The organism is Actinoplanes sp. NPDC051859 (assembly GCF_044452725.1).
In the GTDB taxonomy this organism is placed as follows: Bacteria; Actinomycetota; Actinomycetes; order Mycobacteriales; family Micromonosporaceae; genus Actinoplanes.
In genome coordinates, this window is the sequence record NZ_JBITBX010000012.1 from 172638 (window position 1) to 190384 (window position 17747).

Annotated in this window: 20 protein-coding genes and 1 riboswitch; of the genes, 17 read left to right on the top strand and 3 right to left on the bottom strand. The window is 70.2% G+C overall.

Translation table 11 applies throughout. The annotated features are described in order from the left end of the window. The 10 genes from ACIA1L_RS27405 to ribH all read left to right on the top strand — a co-directional run. Nucleotides 1–1632 (top strand): primosomal protein N' (locus tag ACIA1L_RS27405; RefSeq protein ID WP_396075841.1); only part of this gene is annotated, 1632 nt, incomplete at its 5' end. Between the two features lie 137 nt (nucleotides 1633–1769). Then, complete coding sequence (gene def / locus ACIA1L_RS27410) at nucleotides 1770–2327, top strand: peptide deformylase (protein ID WP_396075842.1); 558 nt, start codon at nucleotides 1770–1772, stop codon at nucleotides 2325–2327. 2 nt (nucleotides 2328–2329) lie between these two features. Next, nucleotides 2330–3256, top strand: coding sequence for a methionyl-tRNA formyltransferase (gene fmt, locus ACIA1L_RS27415; protein WP_396075843.1), 927 nt, complete (start codon nucleotides 2330–2332; stop codon nucleotides 3254–3256). Beyond that, nucleotides 3253–4740, top strand: a complete 1488-nt coding sequence (locus ACIA1L_RS27420; protein ID WP_396075845.1) for an RsmB/NOP family class I SAM-dependent RNA methyltransferase — start codon at nucleotides 3253–3255, stop codon at nucleotides 4738–4740. Before fmt ends, ACIA1L_RS27420 begins: the two co-directional genes overlap by 4 nt. Before the next feature lie 460 nt (nucleotides 4741–5200). Next, nucleotides 5201–5878: a ribulose-phosphate 3-epimerase gene (gene rpe, locus ACIA1L_RS27425; protein ID WP_396075846.1), complete on the top strand. Its 678-nt coding sequence runs from the start codon at nucleotides 5201–5203 to the stop codon at nucleotides 5876–5878. Nucleotides 5879–6063: 185 nt separating this feature from the next. Further along, the gene (locus tag ACIA1L_RS27430) at nucleotides 6064–7074 is read left to right on the top strand and encodes a response regulator (RefSeq protein WP_396075847.1); all 1011 of its coding nucleotides are present in this window, start codon (nucleotides 6064–6066) and stop codon (nucleotides 7072–7074) included. A 68-nt stretch (nucleotides 7075–7142) separates the two neighbouring features. After that, nucleotides 7143–7323: riboswitch (FMN riboswitch) on the top strand. A gap of 133 nt (nucleotides 7324–7456) precedes the next feature. After that, nucleotides 7457–8542: a bifunctional diaminohydroxyphosphoribosylaminopyrimidine deaminase/5-amino-6-(5-phosphoribosylamino)uracil reductase RibD gene (gene ribD, locus ACIA1L_RS27435; protein WP_396075848.1), complete on the top strand. Its 1086-nt coding sequence runs from the start codon at nucleotides 7457–7459 to the stop codon at nucleotides 8540–8542. An 11-nt stretch (nucleotides 8543–8553) separates the two neighbouring features. Next, nucleotides 8554–9156 (top strand): riboflavin synthase, encoded by a 603-nt coding sequence (locus ACIA1L_RS27440; RefSeq protein ID WP_396075849.1) that lies wholly within the window; start codon nucleotides 8554–8556, stop codon nucleotides 9154–9156. After that, on the top strand, nucleotides 9146–10351 hold the full coding sequence (locus tag ACIA1L_RS27445; RefSeq protein ID WP_396075851.1) for a bifunctional 3,4-dihydroxy-2-butanone-4-phosphate synthase/GTP cyclohydrolase II: 1206 nt from the start codon (nucleotides 9146–9148) through the stop codon (nucleotides 10349–10351). Before ACIA1L_RS27440 ends, ACIA1L_RS27445 begins: the two co-directional genes overlap by 11 nt. Before the next feature lie 46 nt (nucleotides 10352–10397). Continuing rightward, nucleotides 10398–10874 (top strand): 6,7-dimethyl-8-ribityllumazine synthase, encoded by a 477-nt coding sequence (gene ribH, locus ACIA1L_RS27450; RefSeq protein ID WP_396075852.1) that lies wholly within the window; start codon nucleotides 10398–10400, stop codon nucleotides 10872–10874. Nucleotide 10875: 1 nt separating this feature from the next. On the opposite strand, the gene ACIA1L_RS27455 is transcribed toward ribH, so the two are convergent. Genes ACIA1L_RS27455 through ACIA1L_RS27465 form a run of 3 tightly spaced genes read right to left on the bottom strand, consistent with a single transcriptional unit; the run spans nucleotide 10876 to nucleotide 13323 of the window. Next, complete coding sequence (locus tag ACIA1L_RS27455) at nucleotides 10876–11616, bottom strand: amino acid ABC transporter ATP-binding protein (protein WP_396075853.1); 741 nt, start codon at nucleotides 11614–11616, stop codon at nucleotides 10876–10878. Between the two features lies 1 nt (nucleotide 11617). Next, entirely contained in the window at nucleotides 11618–12466 is an 849-nt protein-coding gene (locus tag ACIA1L_RS27460; RefSeq protein WP_396075854.1) for an amino acid ABC transporter permease, read from the bottom strand. Next, nucleotides 12463–13323 carry an ABC transporter substrate-binding protein gene (locus ACIA1L_RS27465; RefSeq protein WP_396075856.1) on the bottom strand — a complete coding sequence of 287 codons (861 nt, stop codon included), beginning with the start codon at nucleotides 13321–13323 and terminating at the stop codon, nucleotides 12463–12465. Before ACIA1L_RS27465 ends, ACIA1L_RS27460 begins: the two co-directional genes overlap by 4 nt. A 102-nt stretch (nucleotides 13324–13425) precedes the next feature. Here ACIA1L_RS27465 and ACIA1L_RS27470 point away from each other — a divergent pair, with 102 nt between their 5' ends. From ACIA1L_RS27470 to ACIA1L_RS27500, 7 genes are all read left to right on the top strand, one after another. Further along, nucleotides 13426–13689 (top strand): phosphoribosyl-ATP diphosphatase, encoded by a 264-nt coding sequence (locus ACIA1L_RS27470; protein WP_396075857.1) that lies wholly within the window; start codon nucleotides 13426–13428, stop codon nucleotides 13687–13689. Nucleotides 13690–13738: 49 nt separating this feature from the next. Continuing rightward, a complete protein-coding gene (hisG, locus tag ACIA1L_RS27475; protein ID WP_396075858.1) occupies nucleotides 13739–14587 on the top strand; it encodes an ATP phosphoribosyltransferase in 849 nt (282 codons plus the stop codon). Nucleotides 14588–14642: 55 nt separating this feature from the next. Beyond that, a complete protein-coding gene (locus ACIA1L_RS27480) occupies nucleotides 14643–15104 on the top strand; it encodes a PH domain-containing protein (protein ID WP_396075859.1) in 462 nt (153 codons plus the stop codon). Nucleotides 15105–15461: 357 nt separating this feature from the next. Continuing rightward, nucleotides 15462–16106 (top strand): translation initiation factor IF-3, encoded by a 645-nt coding sequence (gene infC, locus ACIA1L_RS27485; RefSeq protein WP_396075889.1) that lies wholly within the window; start codon nucleotides 15462–15464, stop codon nucleotides 16104–16106. 59 nt (nucleotides 16107–16165) lie between these two features. Continuing rightward, complete coding sequence (gene rpmI / locus ACIA1L_RS27490) at nucleotides 16166–16360, top strand: 50S ribosomal protein L35 (RefSeq protein WP_396075860.1); 195 nt, start codon at nucleotides 16166–16168, stop codon at nucleotides 16358–16360. Nucleotides 16361–16397: 37 nt separating this feature from the next. Then, nucleotides 16398–16790 (top strand): 50S ribosomal protein L20, encoded by a 393-nt coding sequence (rplT, locus tag ACIA1L_RS27495; RefSeq protein WP_189202254.1) that lies wholly within the window; start codon nucleotides 16398–16400, stop codon nucleotides 16788–16790. Nucleotides 16791–16857: 67 nt separating this feature from the next. Beyond that, entirely contained in the window at nucleotides 16858–17646 is a 789-nt protein-coding gene (locus ACIA1L_RS27500) for a TrmH family RNA methyltransferase (protein WP_396075861.1), read from the top strand. Nucleotides 17647–17747: the final 101 nt, after the last annotated feature.

Here is a 17747-nt window from a genome sequence, read left to right on the forward strand (position 1 = left end):
GGATCCGACGCCGATGCTGTGCCCGACGCCGGTGCTGCACCCGACGCCGAGGCTGCAGCCGAGGTCGGCTGCACCGCCGGCTCCGGTGCCGGGTGGGATGCCTATCCGGCCGGGGTGCCGTTCGTGCGGGCGCTGGCGCAAGGGCGGGCGGCGCGGGCGGTGTGGTCGGCGCTGCCGGGGGAGGACTGGGCCGCCCGGATCGCCGAGGCCGCGGCCGCCACCGTGCAGGCGGGTCGGGGCGTCGTCGCCGTGGTGGCCGATGCACGGGATCTCGACCGGCTCGACCGGGCGTTGACCCGGGTGCTCGGCGCTGGACACCACGTGGCGCTCAATGCCGCCGCCGGGCCTTCCGAACGATATCGGCGTTTCCTCGCGGCGAGTCGACGTCAGGTTCGGGTGGTCGCCGGGACGCGGGCCGCCATGTTCGCCCCCGTCGCCGACCTCGGGTTGGTGGTTATCTGGGACGACGGCGACGACCTGCACGCCGAGCCCCGGGCGCCCTATCCGCATGCGCGGGAGGTGTTGCTGACCCGTGCACAGTTGGCGGGGTGTGCTGCGCTTGTGGGCGGCTTTGCCCGTACGGGAGAAGCGCAGTTGCTCTTGGAAACGGGGTGGGCGAAGGAGATCGTCGCGACCCGGGAAGTGTTGCGGGCGCGTTGTCCGGCGATCGCGCCCACCGGTGACGATTCGCAGCTGGCTCGGGACCCCGGGGCGGTAACCGCCCGGTTGCCGAGTTTGTGCTGGCAGACAGCCCGGCAAGCGTTGCAAGCCGGCACCCCCGTGCTGGTCCAGGTGCCCCGGCGCGGCTACCTGCCGTCAGTCGCCTGCGCGGAGTGCCGCACGCCGGCGCGCTGCCCACATTGTTCCGGGCCGCTCGGGCTGGCCGGTGCGCGCTCGGTGCCGGACTGCCACTGGTGTGGGCGGGCCGCGGCGGCATACGCATGTCCGGTCTGTGCGGGCCGCCGCTTGCGGGCTTCGGTGACCGGCGCGCGGCGGACCGCCGAGGAACTGGGCCGGGCGTTCCCCGGTGTGCCGGTGCGCACGTCCGGGCGCGACGAGATCTTGGACACGGTGCCGGGTGATGCTGCGGTGGTGGTTGCCACGCCGGGGGCCGAGCCGACCGCCGAGGGTGGTTACGGCGCAGTGCTGCTGCTGGACACCTGGGCCTTGCTGACTCGCGCCGACCTGCGGGCTGCCGAGGAGACTATGCGACGTTGGCTGTCGGCTGCCGCGCTCGCCCGGCCAGGCCCGGCCGGCGGGCGGGTCGTGGTGGTGGCTGACGGGTCGCTCGCGCCGGTGCAGGCCCTGCTGCGCTGGGACCCGGGCTGGTTTGCCGCCCGTGAGCTGGCCGAACGCCGTGAGCTGCGGTTTCCGCCGGCTGCACGCTTTGCCAGCCTCACCGGACGGGCCGAGGCGGTGGCCGAGCTGCTTGCGGCGACCCGGCTGCCCGACGACGCCGAGGTGTTGGGGCCGGTGCCCGCACCCGAGGACCAGGAGCGCATGCTCGTGCGGGTCTCCCGTGGCCGGGCCGCCGAGCTCGCCCGCGCCCTCCACGAGGGGGCATCGGTGCGCAGCGCCAAGAAGGCGGCGTTGCCGGTGCGCATTCAGGTTGATCCCGCCGAGCTTTTGTAATCGACGCTTTTGTCATCGACCAGGTGGGCTATCCACAGATCGGCAGTTGTCCACAGCTCGGACGGGCGACGCCGCTGTCCGCATCGCGCTCCGTAGACTGGGCGCATCAGTTTCTTGCTAGGCAGGAGTGGCACCGCGTGACCGTCCAGTCCATCCGTCTCTTCGGCGACCCGGTGCTGCGTACGCAGGCAGACCCGGTCACCGACTTCGACAAGGAACTGCGCACCCTCGTCAAGGACCTCACCGACACCATGCTCGACGAGGGCGGCGCCGGTCTGGCCGCCCCGCAGCTAGGCGTCGGCCTGCGGGTGTTTGCGTTCGACGTCGACGACGTGGTGGGCCACATCATCAACCCGGTGCTCTCCTTTCCCGACGACGAGGAGCAGGACGGTCCGGAGGGCTGCCTGTCTATTCCCGGCGTCTACGTCGACACGAAACGTCGGCAGAACGTCGTCGCGGAAGGCTTCAACGAGCACGGCGATCCCATTCGGTTGATCGGCACCGGTCTGATGGCGCGGTGCGTGCAGCACGAGACTGACCACCTCGATGGCGTGCTCTTCCTCGACCGCCTCGACGTCGCTGCCCGTAAGGACGCGATGAAGCAGATCCGCTCCGCCGACTGGTATGACGCGGGCAAACCGCCCGTGATCAAGGCGAGTCCGCACGGCCGTGGCATCTTCGGCCTGGGAAGGTAACCATGCGTCTCGTCTTCGCCGGCACCCCGGAAGTCACCCTCCCCTCCCTCGACGCCATCGCGGCGTCCTCGCACGAGCTGGTCGCCGTGGTGACCCGCCCTGATGCCCCCGCTGGGCGCGGCCGCAAGCTGGTCCGCTCGCCGGCCGGTGCGTGGGCCGACGAGCGCGGCATCGAGGTCCTCACCCCGCAGCGGCCCCGCGAGCCCGAGTTTCAGGAGCGGCTGCGCGAGATCGCGCCGGACTGCGTTCCCGTGGTGGCATATGGCGCCCTGGTGCCGCCCGATGCCCTCACCATTCCGCGGCACGGCTGGGTCAATCTGCACTTCTCGCTGCTGCCTGCCTGGCGGGGGGCTGCGCCCGTGCAGCACGCCGTCCTGCACGGCGATGAGGTCACCGGCGCGAGCGTCTTCGAGCTGGAAGCGGGCATGGACACCGGCCCGGTCTACGGCACGCTCACCGAGCGGATCCGTGCCACCGACACCTCCGGCGACCTGCTGGGCCGGCTTGCCACCGAGGGCGCCGGGCTGCTCGTCGCCGTTCTCGACGCGATCGAAGCCGGCACCGCCCGGGCGCACCCGCAGCCCGCAGACGGCGTGACCATGGCGCCCAAGATCCTGGTCGACGACGCCCGGGTGCGCTGGGACGACCCCGCCTTCGCGGTCGACCGGCGGATCCGCGCTTGCACGCCCGGCCCCGGCGCCTGGACCACCCTGCGCGGCGACCGGCTCAAACTTGGCCCGGTGCGGCCGGTCGCCAACGCGGTCGCGCTCAAGCCTGGCGAGCTGCTGGTCGAGCGCACGCAGGTGCTCGCCGGCACGGCCACCACCCCGGTGCTTCTCGGCGAGATCCGAGCCGCCGGCAAAAAGCCTATGTCCGCGAGCGACTGGGCGCGCGGCCTGCGGATCAACCCGGGAGAGCAGCTTCAGTGAGTTCCGAGCACCGGGCCGACCGCCCGCACAACACCGGGCGTCCGCGCCGGCCCGGCGGCCCCGGTTACGGCCGGACCCAGGGCCGCGATGACCGCACCGGGCGTGGTCCGCGCGGCGGCCGCCCACCGTCAGACCCGGCCCGGCAGGCGGCCTACGAGGCGATCGCCGCCGTGCACCGTGACGACGCGTACGCGAACCTGGTGCTCGGTCACATTCTGCGGGACATGAACCTGCACGGGCGGGACGCGGCGTTCGCCACCGAACTCACGTACGGCACGCTGCGCGCGGTCGGGACACTCGACCTGATCATCGCGGAGGTCGCCGGGCGTGACGTGTCCCGCATCGACCCGCCGGCTCGTGATGCCCTGCGGCTGGGCGCCTATCAGCTGCTCTTCACTCGGGTCCCGTCCCACGCTGCCGTCAACCAGACCGTCGACCTGGTCCGCTCGGTCGCACCCGGCGCCGCGGGATTTGCCAACGCGGTCATGCGGGGCATCTCCGAGACCAGTTTTGACGACTGGTTGGCTCGGGTTGCGCCCGCGTACGACGAGAATCCGGTCGGTCACCTTGCCGTGATCCACCACCACCCCGAGTGGATCATCCGGTCGTTCGCCGAAGCTTTGGGCGGCGACCTGGAGGACACGGCCCGTTTGTTGATCGAGGACAACCAGCCGCCCGGCGTGCACCTCTGCGCCCGCCCGGGCCGCGCCGATGCCGTCGAGCTCGCGGACGCGGTCGGCGGGGTGCCGGGGGCGTTCTCGCCGTACGCGGTGTATCTGCACGGCGGCGCTCCTGCGGACATCCCCGAGGTGCGCGACGGTCGGGCCCACGTGCAGGACGAAGGCTCGCAGCTGGTCGCCGCCGCACTGCTCGCCGCCCCGCTCGAAGGCAGCGACCGCCGCTGGCTGGATCTGTGCGCCGGCCCGGGCGGTAAGACGGGCCTGCTCGGCTCCATCGCCGCCCAGCGTGGCGCGGAGGTCACCGCCGTCGAGATCGCGGACCACCGGGCACGACTCGTCGAACAGGCCACCGGTGGGCTACCCGTCACGGTTCTCCCCACCGATGGCCGAACCGTCGGCCGTGACCCGGACCTGCCCGAGGAGTCCTTCGACCGGGTGCTGGTCGACGCCCCGTGCACTGGCCTGGGCTCGCTGCGGCGCCGCCCCGAGTCCCGGTGGCGCCGGCAGCCCGCCGACCTCCCGCCGCTGACCCGCCTCCAACGCGAGCTGTTGGTCGCCGCGCTGCGTGCGGTCCGGCCGGGTGGCGTGGTGGCCTACGTGACCTGCTCGCCGCACATGGTCGAGACTCAGGTGACGGTGACCGAAGGGTCGCGCCGTAGCGGCGTGGAGGTCGACTTCGTCGACGCCCGGCCCTTGCTGCCCGCAGGTATGCCGAAGCTTGGTCCCGGACCGACGGTGCAGCTGTGGCCGCATCACCACGGCACGGACGCGATGTTCCTGGCGGTGCTACGCCGCACGAGCTGACGAGTGTGCCCGGACCCTGCAGCCGCTGCGAACCGCAATGGTGATCAGCGGCGGAGCCGGGTGAGGCGGGACCGGGCCGCGTGGCCGAACCGTAGGTGTCGTGCGGTGTTGGGCCGCGGATCCCGCACGAGCACCTCGGACAGCTCCTCGCCGGGGCTCGCGTGCGGCGATGCCGGCCGCGGGCTTACGTGGCGCGGCCGCCGCGGTGCTGGGCCGTGGGGCCCACATAGGGTGGCTGTCGCGTGGTGTCGGGCCGTGGTGCGGCGCCTGGCTGCGTGGCTGGGGCGATTCTCGTGGACCCGCCGGACGCACCGCGCGGAGAACGGGCAGCGCTGCGGCGGGCTTGTTGGTGATGCCGTCAGCCATGCTGAATTCGTGCCGTATTGCGCGGTTGCTGCAGGAAGGTGGGAGAACACCATGAGTGTCCCGGCCTAGCGGACGGAGGCCATACACTTCAGCGGTGGAGTCATCGCCGATCATCGCCCCCAGCATCCTGGCCGCCGACTTCGCGCACCTCGCGAAAGCGGTGCACGACATCGAGGGTGCCGCCGACTGGGTGCACGTGGATGTCATGGACAACCATTTCGTGCCCAACCTGACCATCGGTTTACCGGTGGTGCAGAGTTTGCGTAAAGCCACGACGATCCCGTTCGACGTGCACCTCATGATCACCGACCCGGAGCGCTGGGCGCCCGGGTATGCGGAGGCCGGGGCCTACAACGTCACCTTCCACGCGGAGGCCTGTGACGACCCGGTGGCGCTTGCCAAGACACTGCGGGCGGCCGGGGCGAAAGCGGGGCTCGCCATCGACCGGGATACGTCCGTCGAGCCCTATCTGGAGCTCCTGCCCTACGTGGACACGGTGCTCATCATGACGATCAAGGCCGGTTTCGGCGGCCAGAAGTTCATGCCCGAGCTGCTGGGCAAGGTGCGGGACGTGCGGCGCCGGATCGATGCGGGCAACCTCGAGGTGCGGCTGGAGGTCGACGGCGGCATCGCGGCCGACACGATCGAGCAGGCCGCTGAGGCCGGAGCAGACGCCTTCGTGGCCGGCACTGCAGTCTACGGCGCCGCGGACCCCGCCGAGGCGGTCCGCAAACTACGGGCGCTTGCCGCGCGAACCACCAGCCAAGCATGAGCACCCACGCCGCGCACCATCCGAAGGACGCAGCATGAGCACCCACGCCGCGCACAGACTGAAGGGCGCAGCAGCATGAACTCGCACGCGGCGCACAGTCTGAGGGACGCAGGCATGAGCTCCCCGCCGTCACCCACGCCGCGTACCCCGCCGAAGCACGCCGCGCGTCGGCCGAAGGACGCAGCATGAGCAGTGGTCATTCTCCCGAGCTCGGCGGTGAGCCGGAGACCCGTCGCGATCTGGTGCTGGTCGTGGATGACGACGACGACATCGCCGGCTTCGTGGGGTTCAACCTGGAGGTGCACGGCTTCGAGGTGATGCGGGCGCGCGACGGCCAGGAGGCCCTTGAGCTGATGGAGACGCGTCGCCCCGATCTGGCGGTGGTCGACTGGATGATGCCGCGGATGGACGGTGTGGAGCTGACCCGCCGGCTGCGGGCCGAGCCGCTGACCTCCGCGCTTCCGGTGATCATGCTGACGGCGAAGTCGATGACCGTGGACAAGGTCGTGGGTTTGACGGCGGGTGTGGACGATTACCTGGTCAAGCCGTTCGACACCGCGGAGTTGATCGCCCGGGTGTCGTCGACGCTGCGGCGTACCAAGGAGTTTCGGGAGGTTTCGCCGCTGACCGGGCTGCCGGGCAATGCGCGGGTGACCCGGGAGATCGGCGATCGGATGAAGGCCGGCGGGGACTTCGCGGTCGGCTACGTCGACATCGACCGCTTCAAGCCCGTCAACGACGTGTACGGGTTCGACCGCGGCGACGAGTTCATCACCGTGCTGGCCCGCAGCCTGCAACGGGCGGCGACGACGGCGGGCCGGCCTCCGGTGTTTCTGGGCCACATCGGCGGCGACGACTTTGTGTTCATCTGCCATCCGGACCAGGTGCTGCCGTTGACCAAGCACATGGTGACCGACTTCGAGGCGTCGGCCGACCAGTTGTACGACCCGGAGGACGCACAGCGGGGCTACGTCGAGGTGCCGGACCGGCGGGGCGGCAAGCAGCGGGCTGCGCTGGTCACGCTGTCGATCGGGGTGGCGCAGTCGACGGAGGGCGGGCGGCCCTACCCGGACCATCGTGCGGTGGTGGCGGTGTGCTCGGAGATGAAGAAGGTGGCGAAGAGTCAGCCCGGGTCCTACGTGGCGATCGACCGGCGGCGCAGCGACTCGGAGAACAACGACGAACCGCAGCTGTAAAGCGGCTGTGACACGGATCGCCCTGTGGCAAATCGCCCCCGTCGTGTAACACTGACCGGTAACCCACCACGCGCTGGCGGGACTCGGTGAAATTCCGAACCGGCGGTGATCCTTCCTTCCGGGGGAGGTAAGCCCGCGACCCGGACGTCGCTCTGTGGCGGACGGTGGACCTGGTGCAAATCCGGGGCCGACGGTTGATCGACCGGCACACGCCGATCGGTCAGACAGTCCGGATGGGAGACAGCGCGCGGAGCAGGATCGGGGGCTCGTCGCGGCGTGCTCTCATCCGGGGTGGCGCGAAGCGTCCCCTCATGTCCTGTTTCCGGCGTTATCTCCCTCTCCCTTGGCGCGTGACCGCACCGTGTCAGGGAAAGGGACAGAGATGGTCACCGAGCACGAGGCGATGGGCCGCGCGATCGCGCTTGCCGCCCGTGGCCTCGGCACGACGAGCCCCAACCCGGTCGTCGGCTGCCTGCTGCTGGACCCGGCCGGCGAGGTCGTCGGGGAAGGCTTCCACGTGTACGCCGGCGGTCCGCACGCCGAGATCGTGGCGCTCGCCCAGGCCGGCAAGCGGGCCCGAGGTGGCACCGCAATCGTCACCCTCGAGCCCTGCAACCACACCGGGCAGACCGGCCCGTGCGCCCAGGCGCTGATCGCCGCCGGCATCCGGCGGGTGGTCATCGCCGTCGACGACCCGACGCCGGTCGCGGCCGGGGGAGCGGCGACGCTGCGCGCCGCGGGGGTCGAGGTCGAAACGGGGGTACGCCGCCAGGAGGCCGAAGCCGGCAACATTGCCTGGCTGACCGCCGTACGGCGGAGCCGGCCGTTCGTGACGTGGAAGTATGCGGCCACCCTCGACGGGCGGTCCGCGGCGGCTGACGGCACCAGCATGTGGATCACCTCCGAGCCGGCGCGCGCTGACGTGCACCGCCTGCGCGCCACTGTCGACGCGATCGTGGTGGGCGTCGGCACCGTGCTCGCCGATGACCCGCAGCTCACCGTGCGCTATGTGCGGGACGGCAGTCTGGCGATCAAGCAGCCGCTGCGGGTGGTCGTGGACTCCTCCGGGCGTACCCCGGAAAAAGCGAAGGTGCGGGACGCCGCCGCGGAGACCTGGATCGCGACGGCGGCCGCGGTCGGCGCCGGACCCGACGGTCACGTCGACCTGAATGCTCTGCTCGCCGAGCTGTATCGGCGGGGGATCCGCGCGGTGTTGCTGGAGGGCGGACCGACGCTGGGTGGGGCGTTCCTGGCGGCCGGGCTGGTCGACCGGGTGGTCGGCTATGTCGCCCCGAAGCTGCTGGGCGCCGGGCAGCCTTCCCTGGTCGGCGCGGGCATCACCACGATCGCCGAGGCGATCGAACTGGATCTCACCGACATCGCGCAGATCGGTGCCGACCTGCGCTTCACCGCAACTTTGCGGCCCAAACCAGCCGACCGCCCCGCCCACCACCCAAGACCGGAATAGGGGATATCAACATGTTCACAGGAATCGTGGAAGAACTCGGCGAGGTCCTGTACCTCACCGACGCGGGGGGCGATTCCGCGGTGCTCGCGGTGCGAGGTCCGCTGGTCACGTCGGACGCGCGGCACGGCGACTCGATCGCCGTCAACGGGGTCTGTCTCACCGTCCTCGACAACACCGACGGGGTGTTCACCGCCGATGTCATGGGCGAGACGCTGCGGCGTTCCTCGCTCGGCGCGCTGAACACCGGCAGCGCGGTGAACCTGGAACGGGCCGCGACCCTCGGCAGTCGACTCGGCGGTCACCTGGTGCAGGGCCACGTCGACGGGGTTGCCGCGATCGTCAGCCGCGAGCCGGCCGACCAGTGGGAGGTGCTGACCTTCTCCCTGCCGCGGGAGCTGTCCCGCTATGTGGTGGAGAAGGGCTCGATCACCGTGGACGGGGTGTCGCTGACCGTCATGGCGGTCACCGCGGACACGTTCAGCGTGGGCCTGATCCCGACCACGCTCAAGCTCACCGTTCTGGGGTCCAAGGACGTCGGCGACCCGGTCAACCTCGAGGTCGACGTCATCGCGAAGTACGTCGAGAAGATGCTGGGGGATCGTCATGTTGGATGACATCGAGAGCGCCGTCGCCGCGATCGCGGCCGGCCGGCCGGTCCTGGTCGTCGACGACGAGGACCGCGAGAACGAGGGCGATCTGATCTTCGCCGGCGAGCATGCCACGCAGGCGTTGCTCGCTTTCATGGTGCGCTACACCTCCGGCTACATCTGTGTCGCGATCACCGAGGACGAGGCCGACCGGCTCGACCTGCCGCCGATGTTCCACACCAACCAGGACCGGCGCGGCACCGCGTACACGGTGACGGTCGATGCCCGTGAGGGTGTGAGCACCGGAATTTCGGCCGCTGACCGGGCGCACACCATCCGACTGCTGGCGAGCGCTGACACCAAGCCGACCGACCTGTCCCGGCCGGGCCACGTGGTGCCGCTGCGGGCCAAGCCGGGTGGCGTCCTGCGCCGGGCCGGGCACACCGAGGCCGCCGTGGACCTGGCGGTGCTGGCGGGCCTGCGCCCCGCCGGCGTGCTCTGCGAGATGGTCAACGACGACGGCACCATGATGCGGCTGCCCGATCTGGAGAAGTTTCGGGCCGAGCACGACCTGCCGCTGATCAGCATCGCGGACCTCATCGAGTACCGGCGGCGGCACGAGCAGCAGATCGAGCGGGTTGTGCAGACCCGGCTGCCGACCGAGCACGGCGACTTCACCGCGGTCGGCTACCGCGCCGGAGTCGACGGTGCCGAGCACGTCGCCCTGGTGTTCGGCGACCTGGGCGCCGGCGACGACGTGCTGGTCCGCGTGCACTCGGAGTGCCTCACCGGCGACGTCTTCGGCTCGGTGCGCTGCGACTGCGGGCCGCAGCTCGACGCCGCTCTGGAGCGGGTGGCCGAGGCGGGGCGTGGTGTCGTGCTCTACATGCGTGGGCACGAGGGCCGGGGGATCGGGCTGCTGCACAAGCTGCAGGCGTACCAGTTGCAGGATCGTGGGTTGGACACCGTGGATGCCAACCTGGAGCTGGGACTACCGGCTGACGCCCGCGACTACGGCACGGGCGCGCAGATCCTGTACGACCTGGGCGTGCGCTCGATGCGGCTGCTCACCAACAACCCCGCCAAGCGGGCCGGGCTGGAAGGCTATGGCCTGACCATCACCGGCCGCGAGGCCCTGCCCGTGCGGCTGCACCCGGAGAATGTTCGCTACCTGCGGACAAAGCGGGACCGCATGGGGCACCTGTTCGAGGCGTTGGGCTGATATCGCGCCACACGGCATGTGAGCATTCATCTGGAAGGGGGGCATCATGGCCGGTTTTGGTGATCCGCACCTGAACACCGTCGACGGCGCCGGGCTCAAGGTTGGCATCGTCGGCTCGCGCTGGCACGCCGACCTGGTCGACCACATGGTCGAGCGGGCGCAGGCGGCGGCGAAGGCGTGCGGCGTGGACGACGTGGTCGTGGCCCGGGTGGCGGGCTCGGTCGAGCTTCCCGTCGTCGCGCAGGCGCTCGCCAAGCGCTGCGACGCGGTGGTGGCGCTCGGCGTGGTCATCCGCGGCGAGACAGCCCACTTCGATTACGTCTGTGACGCGGTGACCGCCGGGTTGACCCGGGTGTCGCTGGACGAGCGCACCCCGGTGGCACACGGCGTGCTGACCGTGGAGAGCCTGGGCCAGGCGCGGGACCGCGCCGGGCTGGAGGACTCCATCGAGGACAAGGGCTGGCAGAGCACGGTGGCCGTGCTCGACGCGGTCCTGGCGATCCGCGACGTCGAGAAAGCCTGACCTACAACCGGCCTGCTTCGATGATGCGGGCCAGGAACTGCCGGGTTCGCGTTTCGACCGGGTCGCCGAGCACCTGCTCCGGCGGCCCGGCTTCGAGCACCCGGCCGCCGTCGAGGAAGACGACCCGGTCGGCGACCTGCCGGGCGAAGCCCATCTCGTGGGTAGCCAGCACCATGGTCATGCCCTCGTCCTTCAGCCCGCGGATCATCGTGAGCACTTCCCCGACGAGCTCCGGGTCGAGCGCCGAGGTGACCTCGTCGAGCAGCAGCAGCCGCGGGCTGTTGACCAGCGCGCGGACGATGGCGACCCGCTGCTGTTGGCCGCCGGAAAGCCGATCGGGATAGCTGTCGGCTTTGTCGGCGAGCCCGACCCGATCCAGCCAGTGCAGGGCTTGTTCCCGCACCTCCGCGGCCGCGCGCCCGTGCACCTTGTCCGGTGCCAGGGTGATGTTGCGCAGCACGCTCATGTGCGGAAACAGGTTGTAGGACTGGAACACCATGCCGATCCGGCGGCGCACCAGATCCGGGTTCGCACGCGGGTCGGTGATGTCCTCGCCGTCCAGTCGGATGACCCCGTCGTCCACCTCGGTCAGCAGGTTGATGCAGCGCAGCAGAGTCGATTTACCCGACCCGGACGCGCCGATCAGCGCCACCACCTGATGCTCGTCGACCTGCAGCGAGAGATCGTCGAGGACCACGGCCGAGCCGAAGGCCTTCCGCAGGTGTTCGCAGGACAGCAGCACGTCAGGCCCCCGCACTCTGGCGCCGGGCCGCGCGCAGCGTGACCCAGTCGGTCACGCCGATCAGCGGCAGGGCAAGAAGCACGAACAGCACCCCGGCCACAATGTACGGCGTGAAGTTCGCATCCTGCGCCGTCGCGATCTGAGCCGCGCGCACCGCATCGATCGGGCCGGCAAGGGACACGAGACCCACGTCTTTCTGCAACGCCACGGTGTCGTTCAGCAGCGGTGGTGCGACCCGGCGTACGGCCTGGGGGAGCACCACATGGCGCATCGTCTGCCGGTAGGTCAGGCCCAGCGACCGGGCGGCGGCGAGTTGACTGGGGTGCACCGACTCGATGCCCGCGCGGAAGACTTCAGCGAGGTACGCCCCGTACGTGATGACCAATGCCGCCCCGCCCAGCACCAGCACACTCGGCATGCCTTGCAGCCGCAAGCCGGGGACGCCGAGGGTGCACACGTAGAGCACGATGATCAGCGGGAGGCCGCGGAACGCGTACGTGTATCCGGTAGCCAGCGCGCGTACCGGAAAGAAGACCGGACCGCGCAGCGTCCGTAGCACCGCGACCAGCAGGCCGAGCGCCAGCGCGGCCACCGCGCACACGACCAGCAGCCGGATGTTGAGCCACAACCCGTCGAGCACGTCCGGCAGATACTTCCTGGCGACCTGCCAGTCGAAGAACGACGCCTTGACCCGGTCCCAGCCGGGGGCGCCGGTGACGGCGAAGGCCAGCGCGCCGCCTAGGACAGCGGTCGACAGGGCCGCGAGCAGCACCGAGCGGATGGTCTGCCGCCGGCGGTAGGCGATCCGGCCCAGCTGGATCTCGCTGGGCCGGTGCAGCTCGCTCGTCACGACAGCTCGGGCGCTCCGGAGGCACCGGCCAGCCAGGTCTTCTCCAGGGTGGCCAGGGTGCCGTCCTGGCGCAGCTGGTCCACCGCCTGGGTGACACATGGCGTCAGCTTCGATCCCAGATCAAGAACGAGACCGAATTGCTCGGGTACGCCCACCTGCGGCAACTGCCCCACGATGACCCCGTCGTCCAGCTCGGCGGCGGTCATGTAGAACGCGGTCGGCAGATCCACCACGATGCCATCGACCTGCTTGTTCTCCAGGGCTTTCTTGGCATCGTCGTTGTTGTTGAAGACCTGGGCCTTGGCGTCCGGCTCGATCAGGTCGGTGATCGCCTGGTAGCTGGTCGTCCCCACCTGCGCGCCCAGCGTGGCGCCCTTCAGTTCGGCGATCGACGTCGCCCCGGCGATCTTCGAGCCCTTCGTGGTGATCACGGTCTGCCGCACGAGGTAGTACGACGACGAGAAGTCCACGGCCTTCCGGCGCTCCGGCGTGATCGAGAACTGGTTGATGTCGAAGTCGAACGTCTTCGGCCCGGGCGCGATCGCGTTGGTGAAGGTGACCTGGGTCCACACGACGTTCTCCGCCGAATAGCCCAGCCGCTTCGCGACCTCGTACGCCACCGAAGACTCGAACCCCTTGCCGTTGGCCGGCTTGTTCTCGCTGAACCACGGCTCGTACGCCGGATTGTCGGTGCCGATGGTGAGCTTGCCCTCGGTACGGGTGCCGAGCTGGCCGCTGGAGCAGGCGGGGCCGGTCGCCGCCGGGGCGGGCGCCTCCTCGACCGGCGCGCAGGCGCCCAGCGTGGCGAGGAGCACAACGGCGCCACCCAGCGCCGCGAAAGGGTGTCTGCTGACCATGAGCGGCAGGCTAACCCCGACCTGGCCCGGCGGGACAATCGGCATCCCAAGGGGTGGGGCGGTCCGCCACCGCTGCGGGACGAGCTGTCAGAATCGGCACCCGTGAAGACGTTCGAAGAGTTGTTCGCCGAGTTGCAGACGAAGGCGGTGCAGCGGCCCGCGGGTTCGGGCACCGTCGCGGCGCTGGACGCCGGCGTGCACTTCATCGGGAAGAAGGTCGTCGAGGAAGCAGCCGAGTCCTGGATGGCCGCCGAGCACGAGGGCCGCGAGCGGACCGCCGAGGAGATCTCGCAGCTGCTCTACCAGGCGCAGTGCCTCATGATCGCCACGGGACTCGAGCTCAAGGACGTGTACCGACATCTCTGACGTGCCTTTCCGCCGCTATCGCCGGTCGACCTGAGGAGCCACGTCAGAGATGCTGCGCATCGCTGTACCGAACAAGGGAACCCTGTCCACCCCCGCCGCCCAGATGCTGCGTGACGCCGGTTACCGGCAGCGCACCGACACCAAAGACCTCGTCTGCCGGGACGAGGACAACGATGTCGAGTTCTTCTACCTGCGCCCGCGGGACATCGCCACGTACGTGGGATCCGGCGACCTCGATCTCGGCATCACCGGCCGGGACCTGCTCGTCGACTCCGGGGTGCCGGCCCGGGAAGTGCTGGACCTGGGCTTCGGCGGGGCCACCTTCCGCTGGGCCGCCCCGCCCGGCGCGCTTTCCTCGGCGGACGGCATCGGCGGAATGCGCATCGCCACCGCCTATCCCGGGGTGGTCGAGCGTTATCTGGCCGAGCACGACCTCAAGGCCGACGTCGTCCGGTTGGACGGTGCGGTGGAGAACGCCGTGCGCCTGGGCGTCGCGGACCTGATCGCCGATGTGGTCGAGACCGGCACCACCCTGCGCCAGGCCGGCCTGGTGACGGTCGGTGCGCCGCTGTTGCGCTCCTCGGCGATCCTGATCGGCCGGGAGGATGGCACCGCGGCGGAAGCCAAGCCGGCCCAGCTCATCCGGCGTCTGCAGGGCGTGCTGGTGGCCCGCAGCTACGTGATGCTGGCCTACGACGTACGGGCGGACCTGTTGGAGAGCGCGACCGCCCTGACGCCTGGCATCGAGTCGCCGACCGTCTCCCCGCTGCACCGGGAGGGCTGGGTCGCCGTGCAGGCGATGGTCCGGCGTGCCGACGTGCACCGGATCATGGACGAGCTGTACGCCCTCGGCGCCCGGGCCATCCTGGTGACCGCTATCGCCAATTGCCGGCTGTGACCTGTTCCCGCCGGGTGGGGACCTGCCCGGCGGGACGGGCCGCCGCAGTGGCAGAGTGGTCCGCGTGAGTACTTCCACTCGTGAGGCGGCTGTCTACCGGCCGCGGCGCATCCGCTGGGTGGCCGTCCCCGGCGCCGCCGCGGTGGTCATTCTCTTCACCGTGCTCAGCTTCGGTCTGCACGGCCGCACCGGGGACGGCATGGGGCAATTCGCCCGGGGTGACCAGGGCGCCATGATCGGTCTCGGTGTCCTGGCCGCGCTGGGCATCCTGATGTTCATCCGGCCGCGGGTGCAGGCGGACCCCGACCACGTGCAGATCCGCAACGTCTTCGGCTCCTTCGACCTGCCCTGGACCGCGGTGCGCGCGGTGCGGTTCGACCGTAACTCCGCCTGGGCGACGCTGGAGCTGCACGACGACGAGACCGTGCCCCTGCACGCGTTGCAGGCGGCTGACAAGGACTACGCCGTCGAGGGCGTCCGCAAGCTGCGGGCCCTGCATTCTGCTGCCTCGGCGTGAGCTGATAGACTTCGCGGCAGTCGACCACGCCTGCGCTCCTTTCGGATCTTGCTTTGCCGGAGCCGCGGGCACGAAAGAGGAGCCCGCTGGTTCCCACCCGATTCGGCTTCAAGGTGTAACAGCTCTTGAGGCGTCCGGGTCCGGTCAACCGACTTCGGGAATATCCCGGCGTGGGTGCGCGTCCTCCTGGACGCCGATGACCGGTCGAGCGGGCCCTGGCATGCGTGCCGGGGCCTTCTGCTTTCCCGTCGCCCGTGGTGATCCATAGGTGGCGCGAGGCCGGCCGACATTGGCAGGACCGTCCGCGGTGCGCAACCGGGGAGGGTCCAGGACATGACATCGTTCTGAGGAGGCCCCATCAGCGTCGAACCACGCGTTAACGAACAGATCCGGGCACGAGAGGTCCGTCTGGTCGGCCCTGAGGGTGAGCAGGTGGGCATCGTCCCGCTCGAGCGCGCCCTCCAGCTGGCTGCGGACGTCGACCTGGATCTGGTCGAGGTGGCACCGATGGCCCGTCCGCCGGTGTGCAAGCTCATGGACTTCGGCAAGTTCAAGTACGAGAGTGCACTCAAGGCGCGCGAGGCCCGGCGCAACCAGCAACAGACCGTCATCAAGGAAATGAAGCTGCGGCCGAAGATCGACCCGCACGACTACGAGACCAAAAAGGGTCACGTGGTGCGGTTCCTCAAGGCGGGCGACAAGGTCAAGGTGACGATCATGTTCCGTGGTCGTGAGCAGAGCCGCCCCGAGCTGGGTTTCCGGCTCCTGCGCCGGCTCAGCGAAGAGATCTCGGAACTGGGTTTCGTCGAAGCCAGTCCGAAGCAGGACGGCCGCAACATGATCATGGTGTTGGCGCCCCACCGGGCGACCAAGGCCGCCGCCGCGGAGACCATCGCGGCCAAGGCCCGCCCGCCGCGGGAGCCCCGCGAGGGTGACGTCGTCACGGCAGAGGCGCCCGCCGAGGCACCTCCGGCCGAGGCCGAAGCCAGCACCGCAGAATAGGTTTTGCTGAATATCCCCGCCGGTCCCCGGTCGGCGGGGCAGAGAGAGTAGGCGTTCAAGTGCCGAAGATGAAGAGCCACACCGGCATGGGCAAGCGGGTGAAGGTCACCGGCAAGGGCAAGATCGTCCGCGAGAAGGCTGGCAAGCGCCACCTGCTCGAGGGCAAGTCCTCCCACGTCACCCGCCGGATGACCGGCACGGTCGTCGTGGCCAAGGCCGACACCAAGCGAGTGAAGAAGCTGCTCGGCCGCTGACGCGCGCCACAACCGTTCCCCTGTTAGGAGTACCGAAATGGCACGCGTCAAGCGGGCAGTAAACGCCCAGAAGAAGCGTCGCACGTTGCTGGAGACCGCCAGCGGATACCGCGGTCAGCGCTCGCGCCTGTACCGCAAGGCCAAGGAGCAGGTGCTGCACTCGATGCAGTACAGCTACCGCGACCGCCGTGACCGCAAGGGCGACTTCCGTCAGCTCTGGATCACGCGCATCAACGCGGGTGCTCGGGCCAACGGCCTGACCTACAACCGCCTCATCCAGGGCCTCAAGCTGGCCGGCGTCGAGGTGGACCGCAAGATCCTGGCCGACATGGCCGTCAACGACGCCGCCTCGTTCGCGGCGATCGTCGAGATCGCTCGCGCCGCCGTCGCGGCCGAGGGCACGGGTGGCGCTGCCGCCCAGGCCGCCTGAGCTAGTTGTTTCGGGGCGCCTGCCGGTTTGTCCGGGAGGCGCCCCGACGCATGTCCGGAGGATCCCAGTGACGTTCACCCCCCGCACTCCGAGGGTCGTCGCGGCCCGGCGCCTGCAGCGCCGCCGCGACCGCGACCAGACCGGCCGCTTCCTGGCCGAAGGCCCCCAGGCGGTGCGCTCGGCCCTGGCCGCGGGGGTCGTCCTCGAACTTTTCGGTACGGACGATGCGCTCACCCGACACGGCGACCTCGCCCTGCAAGCCCCAGTGGTGTCCCCGGTGACGGATGAGGGGCTGGCCGCCCTGGCCGAGACCGTGCAGCCGCAGGGCCTCGTCGCCGTCTGCGAGCAGGTCGACGTGCCGCTGGCCGACGCCCTTGCGAAACACCCCCGCCTGGTCGCGGTGCTCGCCGAAATCAGAGACCCCGGCAACGCGGGTACGGTGCTGCGCACGGCCGATGCCGCCGGTGCCGGTGCAGTGGTGTTCGCCGGTGACGCGGTGGACCCGTACAACGGCAAGTGCGTGCGCTCGTCGGCCGGCAGTCTGTTCAACGTGGACGTGGTGCGGGCGCCGCTGGCCGTCGTGGACGAGTTGCGCGCGGCCGGGCTGTCCGTGTGTGCCACGACGGGCTACGGGGACGCCGATCTCGACGAGCTGCTCGACGATGGATCGCTCGCCGGACCGACCGCGTGGCTGTTCGGGTCGGAGGCGCACGGGCTGCCCGAGGAGCTCCTGAAGGCGGCGGACAGGCGGGTGCGCGTACCCATCTATGGGGGTGCCGAGAGCCTTAACCTGGCTGCCGCCGCAGCGGTCTGCTTGTATGCTTCGGCGAGAGCGCAACGCTCCCCGAGGAGTTGAGATGAGTCAGACGTTTACCCGGCCCGCTGGTCGCGGGCGCGTGGGCTGACTCGAGTTTGCCGAGAAGCGGCTTCGCCGCACCGCAGCAAAAGAGACTGGAT